The sequence below is a fragment of the Pseudomonas sp. AC083 genome (genome assembly GCF_979253165.1).
The window spans coordinates 217,598-238,394 of the sequence record NZ_CEEDDH010000007.1; the positions used below are offsets into that span (position 1 = coordinate 217,598).

The 20,797-nt window shown below is 61.9% G+C and carries 19 protein-coding genes; 7 read left to right on the top strand and 12 right to left on the bottom strand.

Going from position 1 to position 20,797, the window contains the following annotated elements:
• Positions 1 to 241: 241 nt before the first annotated feature.
• A complete protein-coding gene (locus AC0IXA_RS13495) occupies positions 242 to 1,450 on the top strand; it encodes an MFS transporter (RefSeq protein ID WP_471813423.1) in 1,209 nt (402 codons plus the stop codon).
• On the opposite strand, the gene cueR is transcribed toward AC0IXA_RS13495, so the two are convergent.
• The 3 genes from cueR to AC0IXA_RS13510 all read right to left on the bottom strand — a co-directional run bounded on the left by cueR (position 1,404) and on the right by AC0IXA_RS13510 (position 4,799).
• Positions 1,404 to 1,817 (bottom strand): Cu(I)-responsive transcriptional regulator, encoded by a 414-nt coding sequence (cueR, locus tag AC0IXA_RS13500; RefSeq protein ID WP_323168513.1) that lies wholly within the window; start codon positions 1,815 to 1,817, stop codon positions 1,404 to 1,406. The two genes, AC0IXA_RS13495 and cueR, sit on opposite strands and share 47 nt — an antisense overlap.
• On the bottom strand, positions 1,814 to 4,207 hold the full coding sequence (gene cueA / locus AC0IXA_RS13505) for a copper resistance metal-translocating P1-type ATPase CueA (RefSeq protein WP_471813425.1): 2,394 nt from the start codon (positions 4,205 to 4,207) through the stop codon (positions 1,814 to 1,816). Before cueA ends, cueR begins: the two co-directional genes overlap by 4 nt.
• Before the next feature lie 208 nt (positions 4,208 to 4,415).
• Complete coding sequence (locus tag AC0IXA_RS13510; RefSeq protein WP_341638543.1) at positions 4,416 to 4,799, bottom strand: hypothetical protein; 384 nt, start codon at positions 4,797 to 4,799, stop codon at positions 4,416 to 4,418.
• A 148-nt stretch (positions 4,800 to 4,947) separates the two neighbouring features.
• Between AC0IXA_RS13510 and AC0IXA_RS13515 the strand changes: the two genes are divergently transcribed.
• Both AC0IXA_RS13515 and AC0IXA_RS13520 read left to right on the top strand, forming a co-directional pair.
• Positions 4,948 to 5,145, top strand: coding sequence for a heavy-metal-associated domain-containing protein (locus AC0IXA_RS13515; protein ID WP_341638544.1), 198 nt, complete (start codon positions 4,948 to 4,950; stop codon positions 5,143 to 5,145).
• A gap of 87 nt (positions 5,146 to 5,232) precedes the next feature.
• Entirely contained in the window at positions 5,233 to 6,429 is a 1,197-nt protein-coding gene (locus AC0IXA_RS13520) for a multidrug effflux MFS transporter (RefSeq protein WP_341638545.1), read from the top strand.
• Between the two features lie 17 nt (positions 6,430 to 6,446).
• Here AC0IXA_RS13520 and AC0IXA_RS13525 read toward each other — a convergent pair whose 3' ends face one another.
• Together AC0IXA_RS13525 and AC0IXA_RS13530 are read right to left on the bottom strand one after the other, a co-directional pair.
• Positions 6,447 to 6,620 (bottom strand): hypothetical protein, encoded by a 174-nt coding sequence (locus tag AC0IXA_RS13525; protein ID WP_016771823.1) that lies wholly within the window; start codon positions 6,618 to 6,620, stop codon positions 6,447 to 6,449.
• A gap of 152 nt (positions 6,621 to 6,772) precedes the next feature.
• Positions 6,773 to 7,786: a zinc-binding alcohol dehydrogenase family protein gene (locus AC0IXA_RS13530; protein WP_471813428.1), complete on the bottom strand. Its 1,014-nt coding sequence runs from the start codon at positions 7,784 to 7,786 to the stop codon at positions 6,773 to 6,775.
• 136 nt (positions 7,787 to 7,922) lie between these two features.
• Here AC0IXA_RS13530 and AC0IXA_RS13535 point away from each other — a divergent pair, with 136 nt between their 5' ends.
• The 3 genes from AC0IXA_RS13535 (at position 7,923) to AC0IXA_RS13545 (ending at position 11,414) form a co-directional block, all read left to right on the top strand.
• Positions 7,923 to 8,852 (top strand): LysR family transcriptional regulator, encoded by a 930-nt coding sequence (locus AC0IXA_RS13535; protein WP_471813430.1) that lies wholly within the window; start codon positions 7,923 to 7,925, stop codon positions 8,850 to 8,852.
• Between the two features lie 317 nt (positions 8,853 to 9,169).
• Positions 9,170 to 9,904, top strand: coding sequence for an ArsR/SmtB family transcription factor (locus AC0IXA_RS13540; RefSeq protein ID WP_471813432.1), 735 nt, complete (start codon positions 9,170 to 9,172; stop codon positions 9,902 to 9,904).
• 127 nt (positions 9,905 to 10,031) lie between these two features.
• Positions 10,032 to 11,414, top strand: coding sequence for an MFS transporter (locus tag AC0IXA_RS13545; protein WP_341638548.1), 1,383 nt, complete (start codon positions 10,032 to 10,034; stop codon positions 11,412 to 11,414).
• Between the two features lie 127 nt (positions 11,415 to 11,541).
• On the opposite strand, the gene AC0IXA_RS13550 is transcribed toward AC0IXA_RS13545, so the two are convergent.
• The 3 genes from AC0IXA_RS13550 to AC0IXA_RS13560 form a co-directional block, all read right to left on the bottom strand.
• Complete coding sequence (locus AC0IXA_RS13550) at positions 11,542 to 12,495, bottom strand: adenosine deaminase (protein ID WP_024011466.1); 954 nt, start codon at positions 12,493 to 12,495, stop codon at positions 11,542 to 11,544.
• 80 nt (positions 12,496 to 12,575) lie between these two features.
• On the bottom strand, positions 12,576 to 13,541 hold the full coding sequence (locus tag AC0IXA_RS13555) for a 2-oxoglutarate and iron-dependent oxygenase domain-containing protein (RefSeq protein WP_471813435.1): 966 nt from the start codon (positions 13,539 to 13,541) through the stop codon (positions 12,576 to 12,578).
• 145 nt (positions 13,542 to 13,686) lie between these two features.
• Complete coding sequence (locus tag AC0IXA_RS13560; protein ID WP_016771815.1) at positions 13,687 to 14,760, bottom strand: BMP family ABC transporter substrate-binding protein; 1,074 nt, start codon at positions 14,758 to 14,760, stop codon at positions 13,687 to 13,689.
• Between the two features lie 273 nt (positions 14,761 to 15,033).
• Between AC0IXA_RS13560 and AC0IXA_RS13565 the strand changes: the two genes are divergently transcribed.
• Complete coding sequence (locus AC0IXA_RS13565) at positions 15,034 to 16,125, top strand: calcium:cation antiporter (RefSeq protein WP_341638550.1); 1,092 nt, start codon at positions 15,034 to 15,036, stop codon at positions 16,123 to 16,125.
• A 124-nt stretch (positions 16,126 to 16,249) separates the two neighbouring features.
• Here the strand turns inward: AC0IXA_RS13565 and AC0IXA_RS13570 are convergent, their stop codons facing one another.
• The 4 genes from AC0IXA_RS13570 to AC0IXA_RS13585 all read right to left on the bottom strand — a co-directional run bounded on the left by AC0IXA_RS13570 (position 16,250) and on the right by AC0IXA_RS13585 (position 20,785).
• The gene (locus tag AC0IXA_RS13570; protein ID WP_471813438.1) at positions 16,250 to 17,608 is read right to left on the bottom strand and encodes an 8-oxoguanine deaminase; all 1,359 of its coding nucleotides are present in this window, start codon (positions 17,606 to 17,608) and stop codon (positions 16,250 to 16,252) included.
• Positions 17,609 to 17,854: 246 nt separating this feature from the next.
• Positions 17,855 to 18,541 carry an SDR family oxidoreductase gene (locus AC0IXA_RS13575; protein WP_133336985.1) on the bottom strand — a complete coding sequence of 229 codons (687 nt, stop codon included), beginning with the start codon at positions 18,539 to 18,541 and terminating at the stop codon, positions 17,855 to 17,857.
• 211 nt (positions 18,542 to 18,752) lie between these two features.
• Positions 18,753 to 19,679: an ABC transporter permease gene (locus AC0IXA_RS13580; RefSeq protein WP_008088667.1), complete on the bottom strand. Its 927-nt coding sequence runs from the start codon at positions 19,677 to 19,679 to the stop codon at positions 18,753 to 18,755.
• Positions 19,679 to 20,785: an ABC transporter permease subunit gene (locus tag AC0IXA_RS13585; RefSeq protein ID WP_122699960.1), complete on the bottom strand. Its 1,107-nt coding sequence runs from the start codon at positions 20,783 to 20,785 to the stop codon at positions 19,679 to 19,681. The genes AC0IXA_RS13580 and AC0IXA_RS13585 overlap by 1 nt, the downstream gene beginning before the upstream one ends.
• Between the last annotated feature and the right edge of the window lie 12 nt (positions 20,786 to 20,797).

The following is a 20,797-nucleotide window of genomic DNA, read 5'->3' on the forward strand; positions in this document are numbered from 1 at the left end:
CCTCACCCCAGCCCTCTCCCGGAGGGAGAGGGGGCCGACCGAGGTGTCTTTAGCCATACATCGACCTGAAAAAACCGAGTCGATTATGGATTCAAAGAAAAACGTTCAGGTCGGTGTATCTCCCAAATATCCCCCAATCGGTCCCCTCTCCCTTTGGGAGAGGGCTAGGGTGAGGGGGCTTTCGGATCCTGGCTTATTCGCGTCTACTGTCCACAGCTCCAACCACACTCAAGGACTGAATGTGACCACCCCGCGCAACATCCACCTGATCGTAACCGCCCGGCTGATCTCCGATTTCGGCGCCTTCCTCAACATGGTCGCGCTGGCCACTTACGTTTATTTGCTGAGCAACAGCGCCATGAGCGTCGGCATCTTCCTTGCCAGCCGCGTCGGTGGCGGAATTTTCGCCAGCCTGATCGGCACGCGCTTCTACCGGCGCTGGCAGGGCCGCGCGCCGCTGATTGCTTTCGATCTGTTGCGCGCCGCACTGCTGGGACTGCTGTTGATCACACCGGCGAATCAGCAGGCGTGGCTGTTGCCGTTGATTGCCTTCGGCCTCGGCTTGGGCAATTCGATGTTCGCCATCGGCCTCAACAGCCAGTTGCCGCGTTTGATCGCGCCGGCGCAATTGCTCAAGGCCAATGCCTGGATCACTTCAGCTTCTTCTGCGGCGATGGTCGGCGGCAGTCTGGTGTCGGGGTTGCTGGTGGCTGCTTTTGGTTTCGAAACGGTCTTCGCCCTCAACGCGCTGACCTATTTGCTCGCGGCGCTGCTGATCGTGCCGCTGCGTTTCGAAAAAACCGATGTCAGCGAACAGCCGCAACGCGGTGAATGGTTTGCGCTGCGGCAAGGCCTGCGTTCGGTGCCAGTGGTCGCGGCCATGCTCGCGGTGACCATGGCCGACACCTTGGGCAGTGCCGCGCATAACGTCGGCTTCCCGATCATTTCGAAACTGCTCACGCCCGAGGCGGCGAGTACGACCTTGGGCCTGGCGCTTGCGGTATGGGCCGGCGGCAAACTGCTCGGCGCACGCATCGCCAGTCACCTCAAGGGCTCGGAGAACAGCCACCTTGAAAGAAGATTTTTCTGCGGCGTGGCGCTGATGTCCTGCGGTTTCATTCTGATGTTCCAGCAGCACAGCCTCTACGGTCTGCTGCTGTTCGCCTTGCCGGCGGGGCTTGGCGACGGGGTTTCCGAAGTCAGCCTGATGTCACGGCTGCAACGGGAACCTGCGGCGTTGCGCCTGCCGATTTTCAGCGTGCTGACCTTGCTGCAGATGAGCGGTTTCGGCATCGGCATGTTGGTCGCTGCGCCGTTCTATGCGTGGTGGACGCCGGGGGCCGTGGTCATGCTGTTCCACGGCATTCCCCTCGGTACGTTGTGCGTGGTGACGCTGCTGGGGATCAGGCGCGGGCGGGTTGCGCGCAGCAGCCCGACGCCAGCTCCTTGAGGATCGGGCAGTCCGGGCGATGGTCGCCGCTGCAATGCTTGACCAGATCCTGCAGGGTGTCGCGCAACTCGCCGAGCTCGCGGATCTTCTGGTTCAGCTCGTCGATGTGCTGGCGCGCCAGTGCTTTCACATCGGCGCTGGCGCGCTGGCGATCCTGCCAGAGGGTCAGCAGCTTGCCGACCTCTTCCAGGGAAAAGCCCAGATCCCGCGAGCGCTTGATAAACGCCAGCGTGTGCAGGTCATCGCTGCCGTACACGCGGTAGCCGCTGTCGGTGCGATTGGCCGCTTTGAGCAGGCCGATCGACTCGTAATAACGAATCATTTTTGCGCTCAGGCCACTCTGCCGGGCTGCTTGGCCGATGTTCATCGGTGTTCCTCCAGGTCCTTGGGTTTCCAGGTTTTCAACAGTAGCGCATTGCTCACCACGCTGACGCTCGACAGCGCCATCGCCGCACCGGCCAGCACCGGATTGAGGAAACCGAACACCGCCAGCGGAATGCCGATCAGGTTGTAGACAAAGGCCCAGAACAGGTTCTGGCGAATCTTCGCGTAGGTCTTGCGACTGATCTCCAGCGCCGCCGGCACCAGTCGCGGATCGCCGCGCATCAGGGTGATACCGGCCGCGTGCATGGCAACGTCGGTGCCGCCGCCCATGGCGATGCCGATGTCTGCGGCGGCGAGCGCCGGGGCGTCGTTGATGCCGTCGCCGACCATCGCGACCACGCCGGTTTTCTTCAGCTCGGCGACGGTCGCGGCCTTGTCGGCAGGCAGCACTTCGGCGTGGACATTTTGGATGCCCAGAGCCTCGGCCACCACCCGTGCGCTGCCACGATTGTCGCCGGTCAGCAGGTGGCTCTGGATATCCCGTGCGGCGAGTTGTTGCACCGCTTGCAGAGCGCCGGGTTTCAGCGTGTCACCGAAGGCGAACAGACCCAGCACCTTCGGCTGAGGACTTTGTTCGATCAGCCACGACAGTGTGCGGCCTTCGCGTTCCCACGCTTCGGCGGATGTGCTCAATTCACCGGCACTCAAGGCGCTTTCGTCGAGCATCCGCCGATTGCCCAGCGCCAGGCGCCGGCCATCCAGCGTGCCGGCGATGCCGCGTCCGGTCAGCGCCTGGCTGTCGCTGACATCGGGCACGTCCAAGCCGCGTTCGGCGGCGGCATCCAGCACCGCTCTGGCCAACGGATGCTCGCTGCCGCGCTGCAATGCACCGGCCAAGGTCAGCAGATTATTCTCGTCACCATCGACCGCGCTGAAGTGCGCGATACGCGGCGTGCCCGAGGTCAGCGTGCCGGTCTTGTCGAACACCACGCTGCTGACTTCATGGGCGCGCTCCAGCGCTTCGGCGTCCTTGATCAGAATGCCGTGGCGCGCCGCTACGCCGGTGCCGGCCATGATCGCCGTCGGAGTGGCGAGGCCGAGGGCGCACGGGCAGGCGATCACCAGTACGGCGACGGCATTGATCACCGCAGTTTCCAGCGGTGCGCCGTACAGCCACCAGCCGATCAGCGTGGCCAGGGCAATCAGCAACACGGTCGGCACGAAAATCTGGCTGACCTTGTCCACCAGTTTCTGGATCGGCGCTTTCGCTGCTTGCGCGTCTTCGACCAGACGAATGATCCGCGCCAGCACCGTTTCCGCCCCGAGCGCCTGGGTGCGCACCAGCAAACGACCCTCGCCGTTGATCGCGCCGCCGGTGACCTTGTCGCCCGGTTGTTTTGGCACTGGCAGGCTTTCGCCGCTGATCAGCGCTTCGTCGGCGTGGCTCTGGCCTTCGACGACTTCGCCATCCACCGGGAAGCGTTCGCCGGGTTTGACCAGCACCAGATCGTCGAGGCGCAGGGCGCTGATCGCAACGTCCTGCTCACGCCCGTCGATGACTTGAATCGCCCGCTCCGGCCGCAACGCTTCAAGAGCGCGAATGGCGCTGGCGGTCTGGCGTTTGGCGCGGCTTTCGAGATATTTGCCGAGCAACACCAAAGCGATGACCACCGCCGAGGCCTCGAAATACAGATGCGGCATGCGTCCTGCCGCGCTGGCCCATTCATAGACACTCAGGCCATAACCGGCGCTGGTGCCGAGGGCGACGAGCAGGTCCATGTTGCCGGCGCCGGCGCGCACGGCTTTCCACGCCGCCACATAAAAGCGTGCGCCGAAGATGAATTGCACGGGGGTGGCGAGGGCGAATTGCGCCCAGGCCGGGAGCATCCAATGAATGCCGAACGGCTGCAGCAACATCGGCAACACCAACGGCAGAGCAAGGGCGATCGCACAGATCAATGCCCAGCGCTCGCGGTGCAGGCGTTTTTGCTGGTCATCGGACTGTGGCCGTTCGGCTTGCCAGACGCTGGCCGAGTAACCGGCCTTGCTCACTGCGTCGAGCAGGGATTGCGTATCGACCTGGCCGAGCAATTCGATGTGCGCACGTTCGTTGGCCAGATTGACACTGACGCTGCTCACGCCTGGGACTTTGCTCAGGGCGCGTTCGACGCGACCGACGCAGGACGCGCAGGTCATGCCGTCGATGCTCAATTCGACGGTTTGCCGGGGCACGCTGTAACCGGCGCGCTCCACGGCTTGCATCAGCGCCGGCAGGCTGTCGCCGGGCGCCTGTACCCGGGCCTGTTCGGTGGCGAGGTTGACGCTGACGGCACTGGCGCCGCTGACCTTGCGCAGCGCCCGCTCGACACGCCCGGCGCAACTGGCGCAGGTCATGCCGGCAATCGGCAGGTCGAAAGTGGTGGATTCGGACATCGGTCGCGCTCCCTGTAGTGGATGTCTACAGGATCAACCTTGCCATGCGGGCAAGGTCAAGCACCATTCCGCAAGATGTTGATCGTTCCCACGCTCCGCGTGGGAATGCCTCCTGTGACGCTCCGCGTCACGCTTCGGGACGCAGAGCGTCCATGGCTGCATTCCCACGCAGAGCGTGGGAACGATCGGCAACGGATCGGCGATTGGCTCAGTAACCCAGGCCAGCCCGCTTCAGGTACACGCCTTCGGCATTCATCGCCAGGCGGAACTTCAGCACATCCCCGGCACGCAGCACGACTTCCTGCGAACCCGGTGCGAGCATGCCGGGGTTGCAACCCGGTGCCTGGCCCGGCAGCAGTTTCAGGCGCAGCGAAACCTTGCCCGGCGGCAGGTTGAACGAAGCGCTCTGCTCCTGGAACAGGCGTGCCGAGAGTTGGTCCTGGATATACACGCCGATCTCGCACGAGGTCGCCACTTCGAGGCGCTCGCGGGAAATGATCAGTACCGCGTAATCCTCGCCGGCGGCTTGCACCTGCGGGACGGCGGCGAAAAGGCTGAGCAAGCCAAACAGGCCCAAAGCTGACCAGCGCATGGCTGAATCTCCTGAATTCGAGTCATTGATGCACGCAGCTTGGCCGAGCGCGGCGCCGATTGCCAGCCCGGCAGTTTTTCGCAGAACTTGACCTTGCCATCGTGGCAAGCCTGAGACTGCCGACAACCTCACTCAAAGGAGTCTTCCCATGCAAGTGTTCAATGTTCAAGGCATGTCCTGCGGTCATTGCGTCAAAGCCATTACTCAAGCGGTGCAAGCCATGGATCCGGCGGCCAGCGTGCGCGTCGATCTGGCAGCCAAGGAAGTCGGCGTCGAAAGCGCGCTAAGTGCCGATCAGGTCATCGCAGCGATCCGCGAAGAGGGTTATGAGGTGAAGCTCGTCTGAAATTGATCGTTAGCGAGCTATCGGAATGTTCAAGGCGTCCGGGCGCGGCTAGACTGTCGGGCTGCGACTTGCCCACCTGGATGCCTGATGAATTTCCGCACGATTTTGATACTCGGCGCCTTGAGCGCCTTCGGTCCTTTGGCGATCGACTTCTATTTACCTGCCTTCCCGGCCATGGCGCTGGCCTTCGGCACCGATGAGCAGCATGTCCAGCTGACGCTGGCGGCGTACTTCCTTGGTCTGTCTCTGGGCCAACTGGCTTACGGGCCGATTTCCGATCGTTTCGGCCGGCGACTTCCGCTGCTCAGCGGCGTTGCTCTGTTCACCCTGGCGTCATTGGCCTGCGCCTACGCGCCGAGCCTGGAATGGCTGATCGGCGCGCGTTTCGTCCAGGCACTCGGTGGCTGTGCGGGCATGGTGATTTCCCGCGCGGTGGTTGCCGACAAGTGCGACGCGGTGGGCTCGGCGAAGGTGTTTTCCCAATTGATGCTGGTGATGGGCCTGGCGCCGATTCTGGCGCCGATGCTCGGTGGGCTGCTGGTCAATACCACGGGTTGGCAGTCGATCTTTCTGGTCCTCACCGGGTTCAGTGCGGCGGCGGGTCTGGCGGTGGCGTTGGGGCTGCCGGAAAGCATGCCGGCCCACGTGCCGCGCCAGCCGTTGTCCGGTGCGTTGCGCCAGTACGCGCGACTGGTCAAGGATTCGGTCTACCTCGGCCATGCCCTGACCGGTGGCATCGCCATCGCCGGCATGTTCGCCTACATCGCCGGTTCACCGTTTGTGTTCATCAAGCTCTACGGTGTACCCGCCGAGCATTTTGGCTGGCTGTTCGGCACCAATGCGGCGGGCTTCATTCTGGTGGCGCAGGTCAATGCTCGTTTGCTGGTCAAGCGTGGTCCGGCGTTTTTGCTGGTGCGCGCGGTGTGGGTGTACTTCCTCGCCGGGCTGACGTTGCTGGCGGTGAGCGCGATGCGTCCAGAGGCCTTGTGGCCGTTGCTGATTCCGCTGTTCATCTGCATTGCCAGCCTCGGCTGCATCATTCCCAACGCCTCGGCCTGCGCGATGAACGGTCAGGGCGCCCGTGCCGGCAGTGCATCGGCAATGCTCGGTTGCCTGCAATTCAGCATCGCCGCCGGTGCCGCCGCGTTGGTGGGGGTGTTGCACGATGGCAGCGCCGTGCCGATGGCCATGGTCATCAGCCTTTGCGGTTTGCTGGTGGTGAGCGTCGCGCTGCTCACCCGGCGCTTGCAGAATGCCCGGGCGCTGGCGCAAGCCCAGGTCTGAACGCTCGACTTTGGAGCTCAGCCGGCGGCGCGCTGCTGGCTGGGTTCGGGAATCCGGTGGGGCGCGCAGAGTCGCGCTTCGAGGGTGCGAGTGAAGGCCAGAGCCTCGGCTTCACTGCGAAAGGTCACGACGTGCTGGTCCAGACGCACCTGCCATTGAGACTTTGCCACTTCTTTTATCAGGATCTTCATTGCTGACCTCCCTTGCGTAAAAGATGTATCGCAGAGGCTTCGATTGTAGACCCCGATACCCGCGCAATTGTGACAAGGGTCAAGCAACCGACTGACGGCAAAAAGCCCCGCAACCGCTCTGGCATCACGAGCGTTTGCGAGGCTTTATTTTTTTAGAAACCTTCTAAAACAATTTTCCCCTTGGCCTTGCCGCTTTCCAGCAGCTCATGGGCACGGCGCAAGTTGGCCGCGTTGATCGCGCCGAAGTGCTCGCCCAGGGTGGTCTTCAGAGTGCCGGCGTCAATCAGCTCAGCGACGCGGTTGAGCAGCTTGTGCTGTTCGATCATGTCCGGCGTTTCGAACAGCGAGCGGGTGTACATGAACTCCCAGTGCAGCGACAGGCTCTTGCGCTTGAGCAGGCTGATGTCGAGGGACTTCGGATCGTCGATCAGCGCCAGCTTGCCTTGCGGCGCGAGGGCTTCGACCAGTTGCGCCAGATGCTGGTCGGTCTGGGTCAGGCTGGCGACGTGGGTCACGCTGGCAATGCCGGCGCGTTTCAATTCTTCGCTCAGCGGCTGGCTGTGATCGATGACCAGATCGGCACCGAGTGCGCTGACCCAGTCACGGGTTTGCGCACGGGACGCGGTACCGATGACTTTCAGGCCGGTCAATTGCTTGGCCAATTGAGTGAGGATCGAGCCCACGCCGCCCGCCGCACCAACGATCAGCAGGCTCTGGCCTTCATCATTGCTGCCTTCGCTGATTTGCAGGCGCTCGAAAAGCAATTCCCACGCAGTGATCGCGGTCAGCGGCAGCGCAGCGGCTTCGGCAAAACCGAGGGACTTGGGCATGTGACCGACGATGCGCTCATCGACCACGTGCAACTCGCTGTTGCCACCGGCCCGGGCAATCGAACCGGCGTAGAACACCTTGTCACCGGCCTTGAACAGGGTGACGTCGCTGCCGACCGCCTTGACCACACCGGCAACGTCCCAGCCCAGCACTTTCGCCGCGCCGTTTTCCGGCGCCACGTTCTGCCGCACTTTGGTGTCGACCGGGTTGACCGAGATGGCTTTGACCTCCACCAAGAGGTCGCGCGGGCCAGCGACCGGTTCTGGCAGTTCAATGTCCTGCAGGGACTTGGCGTCGCTGATCGGCAGGGAAGCGTAATAGGCAATGGCTTTCATGGATGGCTCCGTACAGTTGATAGAAGAAGGAAAACGGCTGAATTCGATAGAGGTCATCATTGGCTATTTCTCTGCGCGATAAAACCGGCTAAAAGAGCAGGCTCTTTCAATATTTTTTTGATAATCGAGGCGGTGCATGCTGCGTTTTGATGACTTGCAGTTGTTTGTTCGCGCGGCGGATCTGGGCAGTCTCTCAGCGGCGGCGCGGGTGATGGACATGTCGGCCGCTGTGGCCAGCGCGGCGTTGAAGCGCATCGAGCAGCAACTCGGTGCGCGGCTGCTGGCGCGGTCGACCCGCAGCCTGCGCCTGACCGCCGAGGGCGAAGGCTTTCTTGAGTATGCCCGCGCCGCCCTGAGTAATCTCGACGAGGGGCGTCGACTGCTCGCCAGCGGTCAGGATCAGGTCAGCGGGATTTTGCAGCTTTCGGCGCCCTCGGACTTCGGCCGCAATCTGCTGCTGCCGTGGCTCGACGCGTTCCAGCGTGAACACCCGAAACTGACGGTGCGCCTGCTGCTTGGCGACCGCATCGCCGACCTGTTTCGGCAACCGGTGGACATCGCCCTGCGCTATGGCGAGCCGGAAGATTCCAGCCTGATCGCCTTGCCCATCGCGCCACACAATCGCCGGGTGTTGTGCGCGTCCCCCGACTATCTGGCCCGGCATGGCGAGCCGCGTCAGCTCGAACAACTGGCCCAGCACAACTGCCTTTTGTACATGCTCGGCAGCCGCGTTCATGACCACTGGAGTTTTCACGATAGCAAGCGTGAAGTCGGCCTGACCGTGAGTGGCGACCGCTTCAGCGATGACGCTGACGTCGTGCGGCTATGGGCGTTGGCCGGTGCCGGTATTGCCTACAAATCCTGGCTCGACGTCGGCGCCGATGTGCTCGCCGGACGCCTCAAAGTGCTGATGCCGGAACTGCTGTGTGAGCGCGCACCGCTGAATCTGTTGTGCGCCCATCGCGCACAATTGAGTAAGCCGGTGAACCTGCTGAGGGAGATGCTCGCCAGCCGATGCGCCGAATTGAGTAGTCAATTTCCCGGTTTCCTCAAAGTTGATCATTAGTCGCAGGCAATTAGAGAAATTTCTGTCAGGAACAATCGCCACCTGCCCAGGCCCAGGCGCAGGACGTCTGGCTTAACCCGCTTATACTAGCGCCCGCCTCATGCCTGCACTGACACCCGGCGCGCAGACCCCGTAACGCGTTGCCGGCTTTTGGTGACGGTTGCTACTTCTGCTGCCAGGTTGTGTGCCGGAGCAGCTGGTGTCGGTGGCATCCCTTGCCACCGATCCCGGGCGATTTTCGCGTGTTGGCCGATGCCCCATAACCGGCCAGGATGTCTCCGAGCGGTAGACGATACGATTCAACAGGGAGTGAACATATGGAACATGCACCGTGCATCAGCCAGATCGCGACATTGCTGGCCGACCCCAAGCGCAGCGCGATGATGTGGGCGTTGATGGATGGCTCGGCCCGGCAAGCCGAAGAGCTGGCGCTGCTGGCCGGGCTCTCGCCGTCGTCGGCCAGTGCGCATCTGGGACGCCTGTCCGCAGGGGGGCTGTTGAACATCGAAATGCGTGGGCGCAAACGCTTCTTTCGCCTGGCGGCACCGGAAATCGGCGCGGCGATCGAAGCACTGGCCAGCGCCACCATTGCCAGCGCGCCACGGCAAATCCCTGATGCGCTGAAACGCACGACTCCCATGGTCAGGCCGCAGGCGGCGCCGTCTTCGCTGTTGCGCGCGCGGTTCTGCGACGATCATCTGGGCGGTACCCTGGCGGCCGACCTGTATCAGCGCCTGCTCGATGCCGGCTGGATCGAGCAGCTTGAGCAGCGGGTAGTGGTGACGCACAAGGGCTCCACCCGACTGGCGCAGCGCGGAGTGTTCATCCAGGCCCTGGCCCACCGCAACGTGCAGGTCGCCTGCGCCTGCCCGGACTGGAGCGAGCGCCGTCCGCACATGGGCGGTTCACTGGGCGCGGCGCTGTTGCAGTTGTTCATGCAGTCCGGCTGGCTGACCTTGCCCAACGATTCCCGCGCCTTGCAGTTGACCGCGACGGGCCAGCGCGAAATCCATCGCTTTGCCAAGGAAACCGAGCTGGTAACAGCGTTCTAGAGCGTTGCTCGGCGATGAGCTGAAGGCTGACGTCGTCCACGGCTGTGAACAGGTCTCATCCAGTACGACCTCTGTATGACCATCGCGCACACTCGATCCGGGGATTTTCCGGATGGGGGAGCACAACATGAATACACAACGCTTTAGTGCGGCTGAACGCCTGGAACGGCTGCCGCTCAGCGGCTATCACCGCGTCATTTTCATCATCATTGCCTTGGCGTTTTTCTTCGACTCCATGGATCTGGCGATGATGACTTTCCTGCTCGGCTCGATCAAAGCCGAGTTCGGCCTGAGCAGTGCACAGGCAGGGCTGCTGGCCAGCTCGAGCTTCTTCGGCATGGTGCTCGGGGCGTCGCTGTCGGGAATGCTCGCCGACCGCTTCGGGCGCAAACCGGTGTTTCAGTGGAGCATCGTGTTGTGGGGCGTGGCCAGTTACCTGTGTTCGACGGCGCAGACGGTGGAGACGCTGACGCTGTTTCGCATCCTGCTCGGAATCGGCATGGGCATGGAGTTTCCCATCGCACAGTCGATGCTGTCGGAATTGATTCCGGCGCAACGACGCGGGCGCTACATCGCCCTGATGGACGGCTTCTGGCCGCTGGGTTTTGTCGCGGCGGGCGTGCTCTCGTACTTCCTGCTGCCGCTGATTGGCTGGCGCGATATCTTCCTGGTACTGGCGGTGCCTGCGGTGTTTGTCCTGGCAATCCGCTTTTTCATCCCTGAGTCGCCGCGCTGGCTGGAACAGGCCGGGCGCGACGCCGACGCGGACAAGGTGTTGAACGGCATTGAAGCGCGGGTGCGTGCTTCGCTGAGCGGTGCGGCGTTACCGGAACCGGTTCGTTTGCCACGCACGGTGACGCCACCGGGTAATTTCTTCTCGGCACTCAAGCAGATCTGGTCGCCGCAATATCGCCAGCGCACGACAATGATCTGGAGTCTGTGGTTCTTCGCATTGCTGGGTTTCTACGGGCTGACTTCCTGGCTCAGCGCATTGCTGCAGCAGTCAGGTTTCGCCGTGACGCAATCAGTGTATTACACCGTGCTGATCTCGCTCGGCGGGATTCCCGGCTTCCTCATGGCGGCATGGTTGGTCGAGCGTTGGGGGCGTAAACCGGTGTGCATCGTCACCCTGCTCGGCGGCGGGGTGATGGCGTTTCTGTATGGGCAGAGCGCGGTGTTCGGCGGCAACGTCGCGTTGCTGATCGGCACCGGATTGTTGATGCAGTTTTTCCTGTTCGGCATGTGGGCGGTGCTCTACACCTACACGCCAGAGCTGTATCCGACTTCAGCGCGGGCAACCGGCTCGGGATTCGCCTCGGCCATCGGCCGCGTCGGCTCGCTGCTCGGGCCACTGGTGACCGGGCTGGTGTTCCCGATTACCGGGCAGGGCGGGGTGTTCGCGCTGGGCGCGGCGTGCTTCGCGATCGCGGCGGGAGTGGTGTGGCTGTTCGGGATGGAGACGCGGGGCAAGACCCTGGAAGAGCTGACCGAAGCGCAGCCATTCAAATAAACGCAGCACCCTGTGGGAGCGGGCTTGCCCGCGATGGGGCCAGCAAAATTCAACATCTATGTTGACTGACAATCCGCTATCGCGGGCAAGCCCGCTCCCACAGGTATTGATGTGATTTTGCAGTTGCTTACGGTTTTACCAACCGCGCATCCAGGCTGTTCTGCGCCAGGCGCTTGGCCTGATCCTGGGTCATGCCCAGATGCTCGTGCAGCGCATGGAAGTTCTCGGTCACGTACCCGCCGAAATACGCCGGGTCATCTGAGTTCACCGTGACCTTCACGCCGCGCTCGAGCATGTCGAGGATGTTGTGCTGCGACATGTGATCGAACACGCAGAGCTTGGTGTTCGACAGCGGGCATACGGTCAGCGGAATCTGCTCGTCGATGATCCGCTGCATCAGGCGCTCGTCTTCGATGGCGCGCACGCCATGGTCGATGCGCTGGATTTTCAGCAGGTCGATGGCTTCCCAGATGTACTCCGGCGGGCCTTCTTCACCAGCGTGGGCGACGGTGAGGAAGCCTTCGTCGCGGGCGCGATCGAAGACGCGTTTGAATTTGCTCGGCGGGTGGCCCATCTCGGAACTGTCGAGCCCGACCGCGACAAACGCATCACGGAACGGCAGCGCCTGATCGAGGGTTTTCTGCGCTTCGTCTTCGCTGAGGTGGCGCAGGAAGCTGAGGATCAAACCGCTGCTGATACCCAGTTGCGTCTCGCCATCCTTGAGCGCGGCGGCGATGCCGTTGAGCACCACTTCGAACGGGATGCCCCGGTCGGTGTGGGTCTGCGGATCGAAAAACGGTTCGGTATGAATCACGTTCTGTGCTTTGCAGCGCAGCAGGTAGGCCCAGGTCAGGTCGTAGAAGTCCTGCGAGGTGCGCAGCACGTCGGCGCCCTGGTAATACAGATCGAGAAATTCCTGCAGGTTGTTGAAGGCGTAAGCCTTGCGCAGGGTTTCGACGTCGCTCCACGGCAGGGCGATCTTGTTGCGTTCGGCCAGGGCGAACAGCAGTTCAGGCTCCAGCGAACCTTCCAGATGCAGGTGCAGTTCGGCTTTGGGCAGGGCGTTGAGCCAGTCGTACATAGTCTTTTCTCATCAGGTGCAATGCCGGCATTCTACAGAGGCTGGCCGCAACAATTGGCAAAACCTGACCAGGTGATCGATCAAACCGCCTCTTGTTCACGGCGATAGGCGTAGGTATCGGCGAAGCGCGACAGCAGGAATTGCGCGCAGGTGGTGGTCGGATATTTCGCCGGATGCTGTGCGTCCTGGCAACCGGGCAGGCATTCGATGCGCGTGTCCGGGTGCGGTTCGGCGAAGAACGGCATCGAATAACGATCCACGCCCAGCGGGCTGATCACCCGGTGCGGCGTCGAGCGATAACGGTCGTTGCTCCAGCGCGCCATCATGTCGCCGAGGTTGACCACGAACGTGCCGTCAATCGGTGGCGCGTCGATCCATTCACCATTGACGTTCTTCACCTGCAAACCGCCGGCGCTGTTCTGATAGAGCAGGGTGATGCAGCCGTAATCGGTATGGGCGCCGGCACCTTGTTGCTCGGCGGAGCTGGCGGTGTGACGCGGCGGATAATGGATCATGCGCAACACGCTGACCGGGTCGACAAAGCGCGAATCGAAGAAGTCGCGCTCGATGCCCAGCGCAATGGTCATCGCCCGCAACAGTGTTTGCGCCAGCGCTTGCATGTCGAGGTAATGCTGCTCCATCAGCGTTTCCCAGCCGGGTTGCGCCGGGTGCCGATTGGGGCCGCGCAAGGGTTTTTCCGCGAGCACCTCGGGATGCTCGTCCGGCAGGTGCAGGCCCATGTCGAAGGTCTCTTTGAGGTCACTGGGTTTGTCCGGGTCCAGTTGCTCGGTGGCAATTGCGCCGTAGCCGCGATGATGGCGGGTCTGGGTAATGTCGATCTTCAGTTTTTCTGCGGCGGGCAGGGCGAAGAAGCGCTGGGCGTGATCGAGCAGGGCGTCGATGCGCTGCGCCGAGATCGGATGGCCCTTGATGTAGAAAAAGCCCCACTCGCGACAGGCTTGGTCGATCTGCCCGGCCACCGCAGGCCAGGCATTTTCGTCGTCGCCATAGAGCGGGCTGATATCAATGATCGGAAGCTGATCCATACACAATCCTTGAATACGCTGTGTTTCCAATGTGGGAGCGAGCCTGCTCGCGAAGAGGGAGTGTCAGACAACATTTTTGTTTAATGACACACCGCTTTCGCGAGCAGGCTCGCTCCCACAGGGTTTTGTGTGGTGAATCGGGGGACTACTTCGGCATCTCGGCCTTCATGCCCTCAACGTAGTAATTCATCGAAGCCAGTTCCGCATTGGTCGCGCTCACGCCCGCGGGGATTTTTTCCACACCGGCCTGATCCTTGATCGGCCCGGTAAACGGCTGCAATGCGCCGCTCTTGATGTCGGCGATCAATTGCTCGGCTTCGGCTTTCACCGGCGCCGGCACCAGATCGCTGATCGGCAGTTCCACTGTGCCTTCCTTCAACCCGCCCCAGTAATCCTGGGATTTCCAGGTGTGATCGATCACGCTCTGCGTCGCCTGAATGTAGTGTGGCGCCCAGTCGTTGACGATCGAGGTCAGCACCGCTTTCGGGCCGAAGTGGGCCATGTCCGAGGCGTAGCCTACGGCATACACGCCGCGCCGTTCGGCAGCCTGGATCGGCGCCGGGCTGTCGGTGTGCTGGAACACCACGTCGACGCCTTGATCGATCAGCGCGTTGGCGGCGTCGGCTTCCTTGCCCGGATCGAACCAGGAGTTGACCCACACCACTTTGATTTCGGTGCCAGGGTTGTACTTGTTCAGGGCCAACTGGATGGCATTGATGTCGCGGATCACTTCCGGAATCGGGAACGAGGCGACATAGCCGATCTTCTTGGTCTTGGTCATCTTCGCCGCGAGGAAACCGCCGACGTAACGGCCCTCGTAAGTGCGCGCCAGGTAAGTGCCGAGGTTCTTGTCCTGCTTGTAGCCTGTGGCGTGTTCGAAAGTGACCTTGGGGAATTGCTTGGCGACTTTCACTGTCGGGTTCATGTAGCCGAAAGACGTGGTGAAGATCAGGTCATATTTGTCCTTGGCCATGTTGCGGATCACCCGCTCGGCGTCGGCGCCCTCGGCGACGTTTTCCACGTAGTTGGTGGTGATCTGCGTGCCGAGTTTTTCCGCCAGGGCCTTGCGCCCCTGTTCGTGCTGATACGTCCAGCCGTGGTCACCGATCGGGCCGATGTAGACGAAGCCGACCTTCAGCGGATCGGCAGCGCTGGCGCTCAGGCTGATTCCCAGACCGATGGCGGCGTACAGCAGTTTGTGCAGCGGACGTATTGGCATGAACCCGAACTCCATTTTGTTGTGTGTGCTCAGGGCCAATGCAAATTGCTGACCAAAAGGACAACAAACAAAAAGATCGCAGCCTTCGGCAGCTCCTACATGGAAATGCGAACCTGTAGGAGCTGCCGAAGGCTGCGATCTTTTCAGCGTTGGAACCAACGCAGTGCAAGTCAGCGTGCGCGCGCCATGGGTTGGTGCGCAAAGATGTAACGAAACGTTAGCGGCGCGCGGCAGTCAGTAGCTTCATCAGCTCTTTTCGGCAAAAGGCCCGTCATGCTCTCGATCCTCAAACAAGAAAGCTTCCTGCTGCTGGCAGTCCTTGCCGCGTGCGTCGCTTATCCACTGGAACATTGGCTGCTGCACAGCGGCCAGATCGTCGCGCTGGGCGGCGGTCTGCTGCTGATCGCCTTTATTGTCGCCGCCTCGATGCGCGTCGCTCATCACGCCGAACTGCTCGCGGAAAAGGTCGGCGATCCCTACGGCACGATGATCCTCACGCTCTCGGCGGTGCTGGTCGAAGTGGTGATCCTGGCGATCATGATGAGCAACGAAGCCTCGGCAACACTGGTGCGCGACACGATTTATTCAGCGGTCATGCTCGACATCAACGGCATCCTCGGCCTCGCCGCACTGATGGGCGGGATCAAACACGGCGAGCAGTCCTACAACGACGATTCGGCGCGCAGCTACAGCGTCATGATCCTCACTGCGATGGGCGTGTCGATGGTGGTCCCGGAGTTCATTCCCGAGGCCAACTGGAAGATGTATTCGGCGTTCACCATTGGCGCGATGATGGTGCTTTACGCGCTGTTCCTGCGCATGCAGGTCGGCCCGCACAGTTACTTTTTCAGCTACAGCTACCCGGACAAACGTCGCAAGAAGGAGCCGGTCGAGCAGGAGCCGAAGTCGGTCAGCCTGGCGCTGTCGATCGGCATTCTGGTGTCGGGGGTGGTGATCATCGGCGCACTGGCCGAGGTGATGTCCAAGACCCTCGATCTGGGCCTGGAAGGCACGGGCGCGCCGCCGGTGATCACGGCGATTCTGGTGGCAGCGATTTCCGCCGCGCCGGAGATTCTGACTGCACTGCGTGCGGCACTGGCCAATCGCATGCAGTCGGTGGTCAACATTGCGATGGGCGCGTCACTGTCGACGGTGATTCTGACCGTACCGGTGATGGAAGCGATGGCGCTGTACACCGGCCAGCCGTTTCAAATGGCGATGACCCCAGTGCAAACGGTGATGATCTTCATCACCCTGATCGTCAGCGCGATCAACCTCAATGACGGCGAGACCAACGCCATTGAGGGGATGACACACTTTGTACTGTTTGCGACCTTTATCATGCTGTCGCTACTGGGCCTTTAGGGCTGGCAGATACCCATGTGGGAGCGAGCCTGCTCGCGAAAACGGTGTGTCATCCAACAAACATGTTGTCTGACACTCCCTCTTCGCGAGCAGGCTCGCTCCCACAGTTTTGAACGGCGGTGAGTCAGGTACCGGCGATCAGTTGGCGAGCGGCTTGGCTGTGATCGGCGATCAGACCTTTCAGGTCCAACCCCTCAACCTGGCCATCAACGACACGCCACTTGCCGCCAATCATCACCCGATCCGCCCGATCGGCGCCGCACAGCAGCAACGCCGAAATCGGATCATGGCTACCGGAGAAGCGCAGTTCATCGAGCTTGAACAACGCCAGATCCGCCTGTTTGCCCACGGCAATTTCGCCGATGTCGCTGCGACCGAGCAGGCTTGCCGAACCCTTGGTCGCCCAGCCCAGCACGCGCTCCGGGGTGATCTTTTCGGCGCCGTAGCGCAGGCGCTGGATGTACAGGGCCTGACGCGCTTCGAGGATCATGTTCGAGGCATCGTTGGACGCCGAACCGTCGACGCCAAGGCCGAACAGCGCGCCGGCGTCGGTCAGCTCGATGCTCGGGCAGATGCCGGACGCCAGGCGCATGTTCGAGCTTGGGCAGTGGCAGATGCCGGTACCGGCCTGGCCGAGGCGGGCGATTTCGTCGGGGTTGAAATGGATGCCGTGGGCCAGCCAGGTACGCGGGCCGAGCCAGCCGACGCTGTCCAGATAATCGACGGTGCGCAGACCGAAACGTTGCAGGCAGAAGTCTTCTTCATCAAGGGTTTCAGCGAGGTGGGTGTGCAGACGCACATCGAGCGTGTTCGCCAGATCAGCACTGGCCGACATGATTTCCGGGGTCACCGAAAATGGCGAACATGGCGCCAGAGCGATCTGGATCTGTGCACCATCGACACGCTCGTGATACTCGTGAATCAGCCGCTGGCTGTCGTCGAGAATCACCTGACCTTCCTGCACCGTTTGTTGTGGAGGCAGGCCGCCGTCCTTCTCGCCTAGGCTCATCGAGCCGCGCGTGAGCATGGCGCGCATGCCCAGTTCACGCACCGTTTCGACCTGCACGTCGATGGCGTTTTCCAGACCGTCCGGGAACAGATAGTGATGGTCGGCAGCGGTGGTGCAACCTGAGAGCAGCAATTCGGCCAGCGCCACTTTGGTGGCGAGGGCGAGTTTTTCCGGGGTCAGCCGCGCCCATACCGGGTACAGGGTTTTCAGCCACGGAAACAGCGGCTGATTGACCACCGGCGCCCAGGCGCGGGTCAGGGTTTGATAGAAGTGATGGTGAGTGTTGATCAGGCCCGGCAGGATCACATGCTCGCGGGCATCGAACACTTCATTGCACGGCGCCGACGGCTGCTGACCGGCAGCGAGCACTTCGACGATCACACCGTCTTGCACGACTAGACCGCCACGGGCATCAAGCTCGTTGGAGGTGAAAATGGCGAGGGGATTTTTTAACCAGGTACGGGTCGCAGGCATTGTGGCCGGCTCCTCTGAAAGTTGGGTTCAGGGTTGCCAGCTCAGTGTTGCCCTGTCTGCTGATCCAGGGTCGCCGCGAAGGACGAGGCGCGCAGTTTCAAACAAATCGCCCCATCGGGCAAGCCCAACCCGACCGGACACCACGGTCCCGTGTAGGAGCTGCCGAAGGCTGCGATCTTTTGATCTTGATCTTGAAAATCAAAAGATCGCAGCCTTCGGCAGCTCCTACACAGGAGATTCGTAGACTTACCAGGGAATGGTTTCACCCTTGTAATTGACGAAGTGATGCCCGCCCTTGCCGGTGAATGCATTGACTTGGTCAATCAGCCCGCGAGTGCTGGTCTCTACATCCAAGTCAGCACCTTCGCCGCCCATGTCGGTCTTCACCCAGCCCGGGTGCAACGACAGTACGGTGAGTTTCTGCTCGCCCAGTTGCGTGACAAAACTGTTGGTCATCGAATTCAGCGCCGCCTTGCTCGCCTTGTACAGCGCCAGTTCCGGCGCGTCGGGCATGGTCACGCTGCCGAGCACCGAACTCATGAACGCCAGCACGCCGCTGCCGTCGCGGATCTGCCCGACGAAACGCTGGGCCAGATTGATCGGCGCCACCGCGTTGGTGAAAAACAGTTGCCCGACCTCGGCCAGGGTCGCGCCGCCCGGGGTCTGTACTTCCGGACCTTTGACCCCGGCGTTGACGAACAACAGATCGAAGGTTTCGCCCTTGAGTTTCTGGCTCAGAGCGATCACCGCTTGCTGATCGTCCATGTCGAGCTTCTCGATGCGCACGTCACCCAGCGCTTGCAGCGCCTCGGCCTTCTGCGGATTGCGCACCGTCGCGGTGACTTGCCAGCCATCGGCCAGCAGGGTCTTCACCAGACCGAGGCCCAAGCCCCGGGAGGCGCCGATGATCAGTGCGTTTTTTGCCTGAGACATGATGGGTTTCCTTGAAAGTCAGCATTCAGGATTCAATGGACACGCCTGACCGCGCCACAGTTGCAGCGCTTGGCGAAAACAGGCTTTGACCCCGGAGCATACTCCAGGCCTCTCGAGTTTCTCGAGGGTGTTTGATCAGAAACAATCATGAGGCGTGCTCCAGGTGTTGCCGGTGCGGACGCCTTCGCGAGCAGGCCCGCTCTGACATCAACTAATGTCCCGCCTGCCACGGCTGCCCCAGCGAAACCGGCGCATACAACCGAGTGCGCACGGCATCGCGGGACAGCAGCACCAGCACCAAAATCGTCGCCACATACGGCAGCATCGCCAGCAGGCTCGAAGGAATCGCCAGTCCCAATCCCTGTGCCACCAAGTGCAGGATGCTGGCGAGGCCGAACAGATACGCCCCAAGCAACAACCGCCACACCCGCCAACTGGCAAACACCACCAGCGCTAGAGCGATCCAGCCGCGCCCGGCGGTCATGTTCTCTGCCCACATCGGTGTGTAGGCCAACGATAGATAGGCCCCGGCCAGCCCGGCCATTGCTCCGCCGAACAACACCGCCAAGGTGCGTACGGTCAGCACCGGCAAGCCCATGGCGCTGGCCGCATCCGGGTTTTCACCGACCGCTTGAATGATCAGGCCGACACGACTTTTGATGATCACCCACGCCACCAGCGCAAACAGGGCGAACGACAGATACACCAGCAGATCCTGGGCAAACAGCATCCGCCCGATCAGCGGGATCTCACTCAGATACGGAATCGCCAAAGGCTCGAAACCCGCCAGCGGCTTACCCACCCAGGCCGCGCCGACAAATGTCGACAGGCCCACGCCGAAGATCGTCAGCGCCAAACCGGTGGCCACCTGATTGGCGTTGAACACCAGCGCGACCAGAGCAAACAGTGACGACAACAACATCCCGGCCAACATCGCCAGCAGCACACCCAGCCACAGGTTGCCGCTGTTCAGCGCGACGATAAAACCGATCACCGCACCGAACAGCATCATGCCTTCCTGGCCGAGGTTGAGGACGCCGCTTTTCTCGCAGATCAACTCACCCAATGCCACCAGCAGCAGCGGCGTGCCGCAGCGGACCATCGCGTAGAAAATATTGCTCAAAAGATCGATATCCATCACAGCGCTCCGGCGGTTACGGCAGGGGTCGAGGCGCGCCGGGTCCAGCGCAGTTTCAGGCGTGGCCGATAGAGAATCAGCACGTCACAGGCGAGCAGGAAAAACAGCATCATGCCCTGGAACAATTGGGTGATCGCTTGCGGCAGATTGAGCGACATCTGCGCGCTCTCGCCGCCGATGTACAGCAGCGCCATGAGCAGACTGGAGAACAGAATGCCAAGCGGATTCAACCGTCCGAGGAACGCCACGGTGATCGCTGCGTAGCCATAGCCCGGCGACACTTGGGGCACCAGTTGGCCGATCGGCCCGGTCACTTCGCAGACCCCGGCGAGCCCGGCCAGACCACCGCTGATCAACAGCGCCAGCCAGATCAGGCGCTTCTCGCGAAAGCCGACAAAACCTGCCGCACGTTTGTCCAGCCCGAGCACTTTGATCTGGAAGCCGATAAAGCTTTTCTGCAACAACACCCACACCGCAACCAGCGCGAGCAGGGCGAAATACACGCCGGCATGCACGCGGCCGTCCTCCAGCAGCAGCGGCAAACGACTGGCGTCGCCGAACATCGCCGACTCGGGAAAATTGAAGCCCGCCGGATCCTTCAACGGCCCGTGCACGCAGAACAGCAGCAGGTTCAGCGCGATGTAGTTGAGCATGATGCTGGTGAGGATTTCGTTGGCATTGAAGCGCGTGCGCAGCCATGCGGTGAGCCCGGCCCATGCGGCGCCCGCCAGCGTCCCCGTCAGCAGAATCAGCACCAGCGCCCAGCGACTTTGCATACCAATAATGTTCACCGCCAGAGCACTGCCGGCCAGTGCGCCGAGAAGCAGCTGGCCTTCGGCGCCGATGTTCCAGATCCGCGCCTGATAGGCCACGGCCAGGCCCAGTGCGCAGAGCAGAATCGGCAGCGCCTTGACCAGCAATTCAGACACGCCATACAAATCGCTGACCGGTGCGATCAGCAGTGTGTGCAAGGTTTGCAGTGGGTCGTGGCCCAGCGCGATGAACAACAGCGAGCCGCAGCCGAGGGTCAGGGCCGCCGCCAATAACGGCGAGCACCACAGCATCAGGCGCGATTGCTGGCCACGGGGTTCGAGAGAAAGCAGCATGGTTGGAACTCC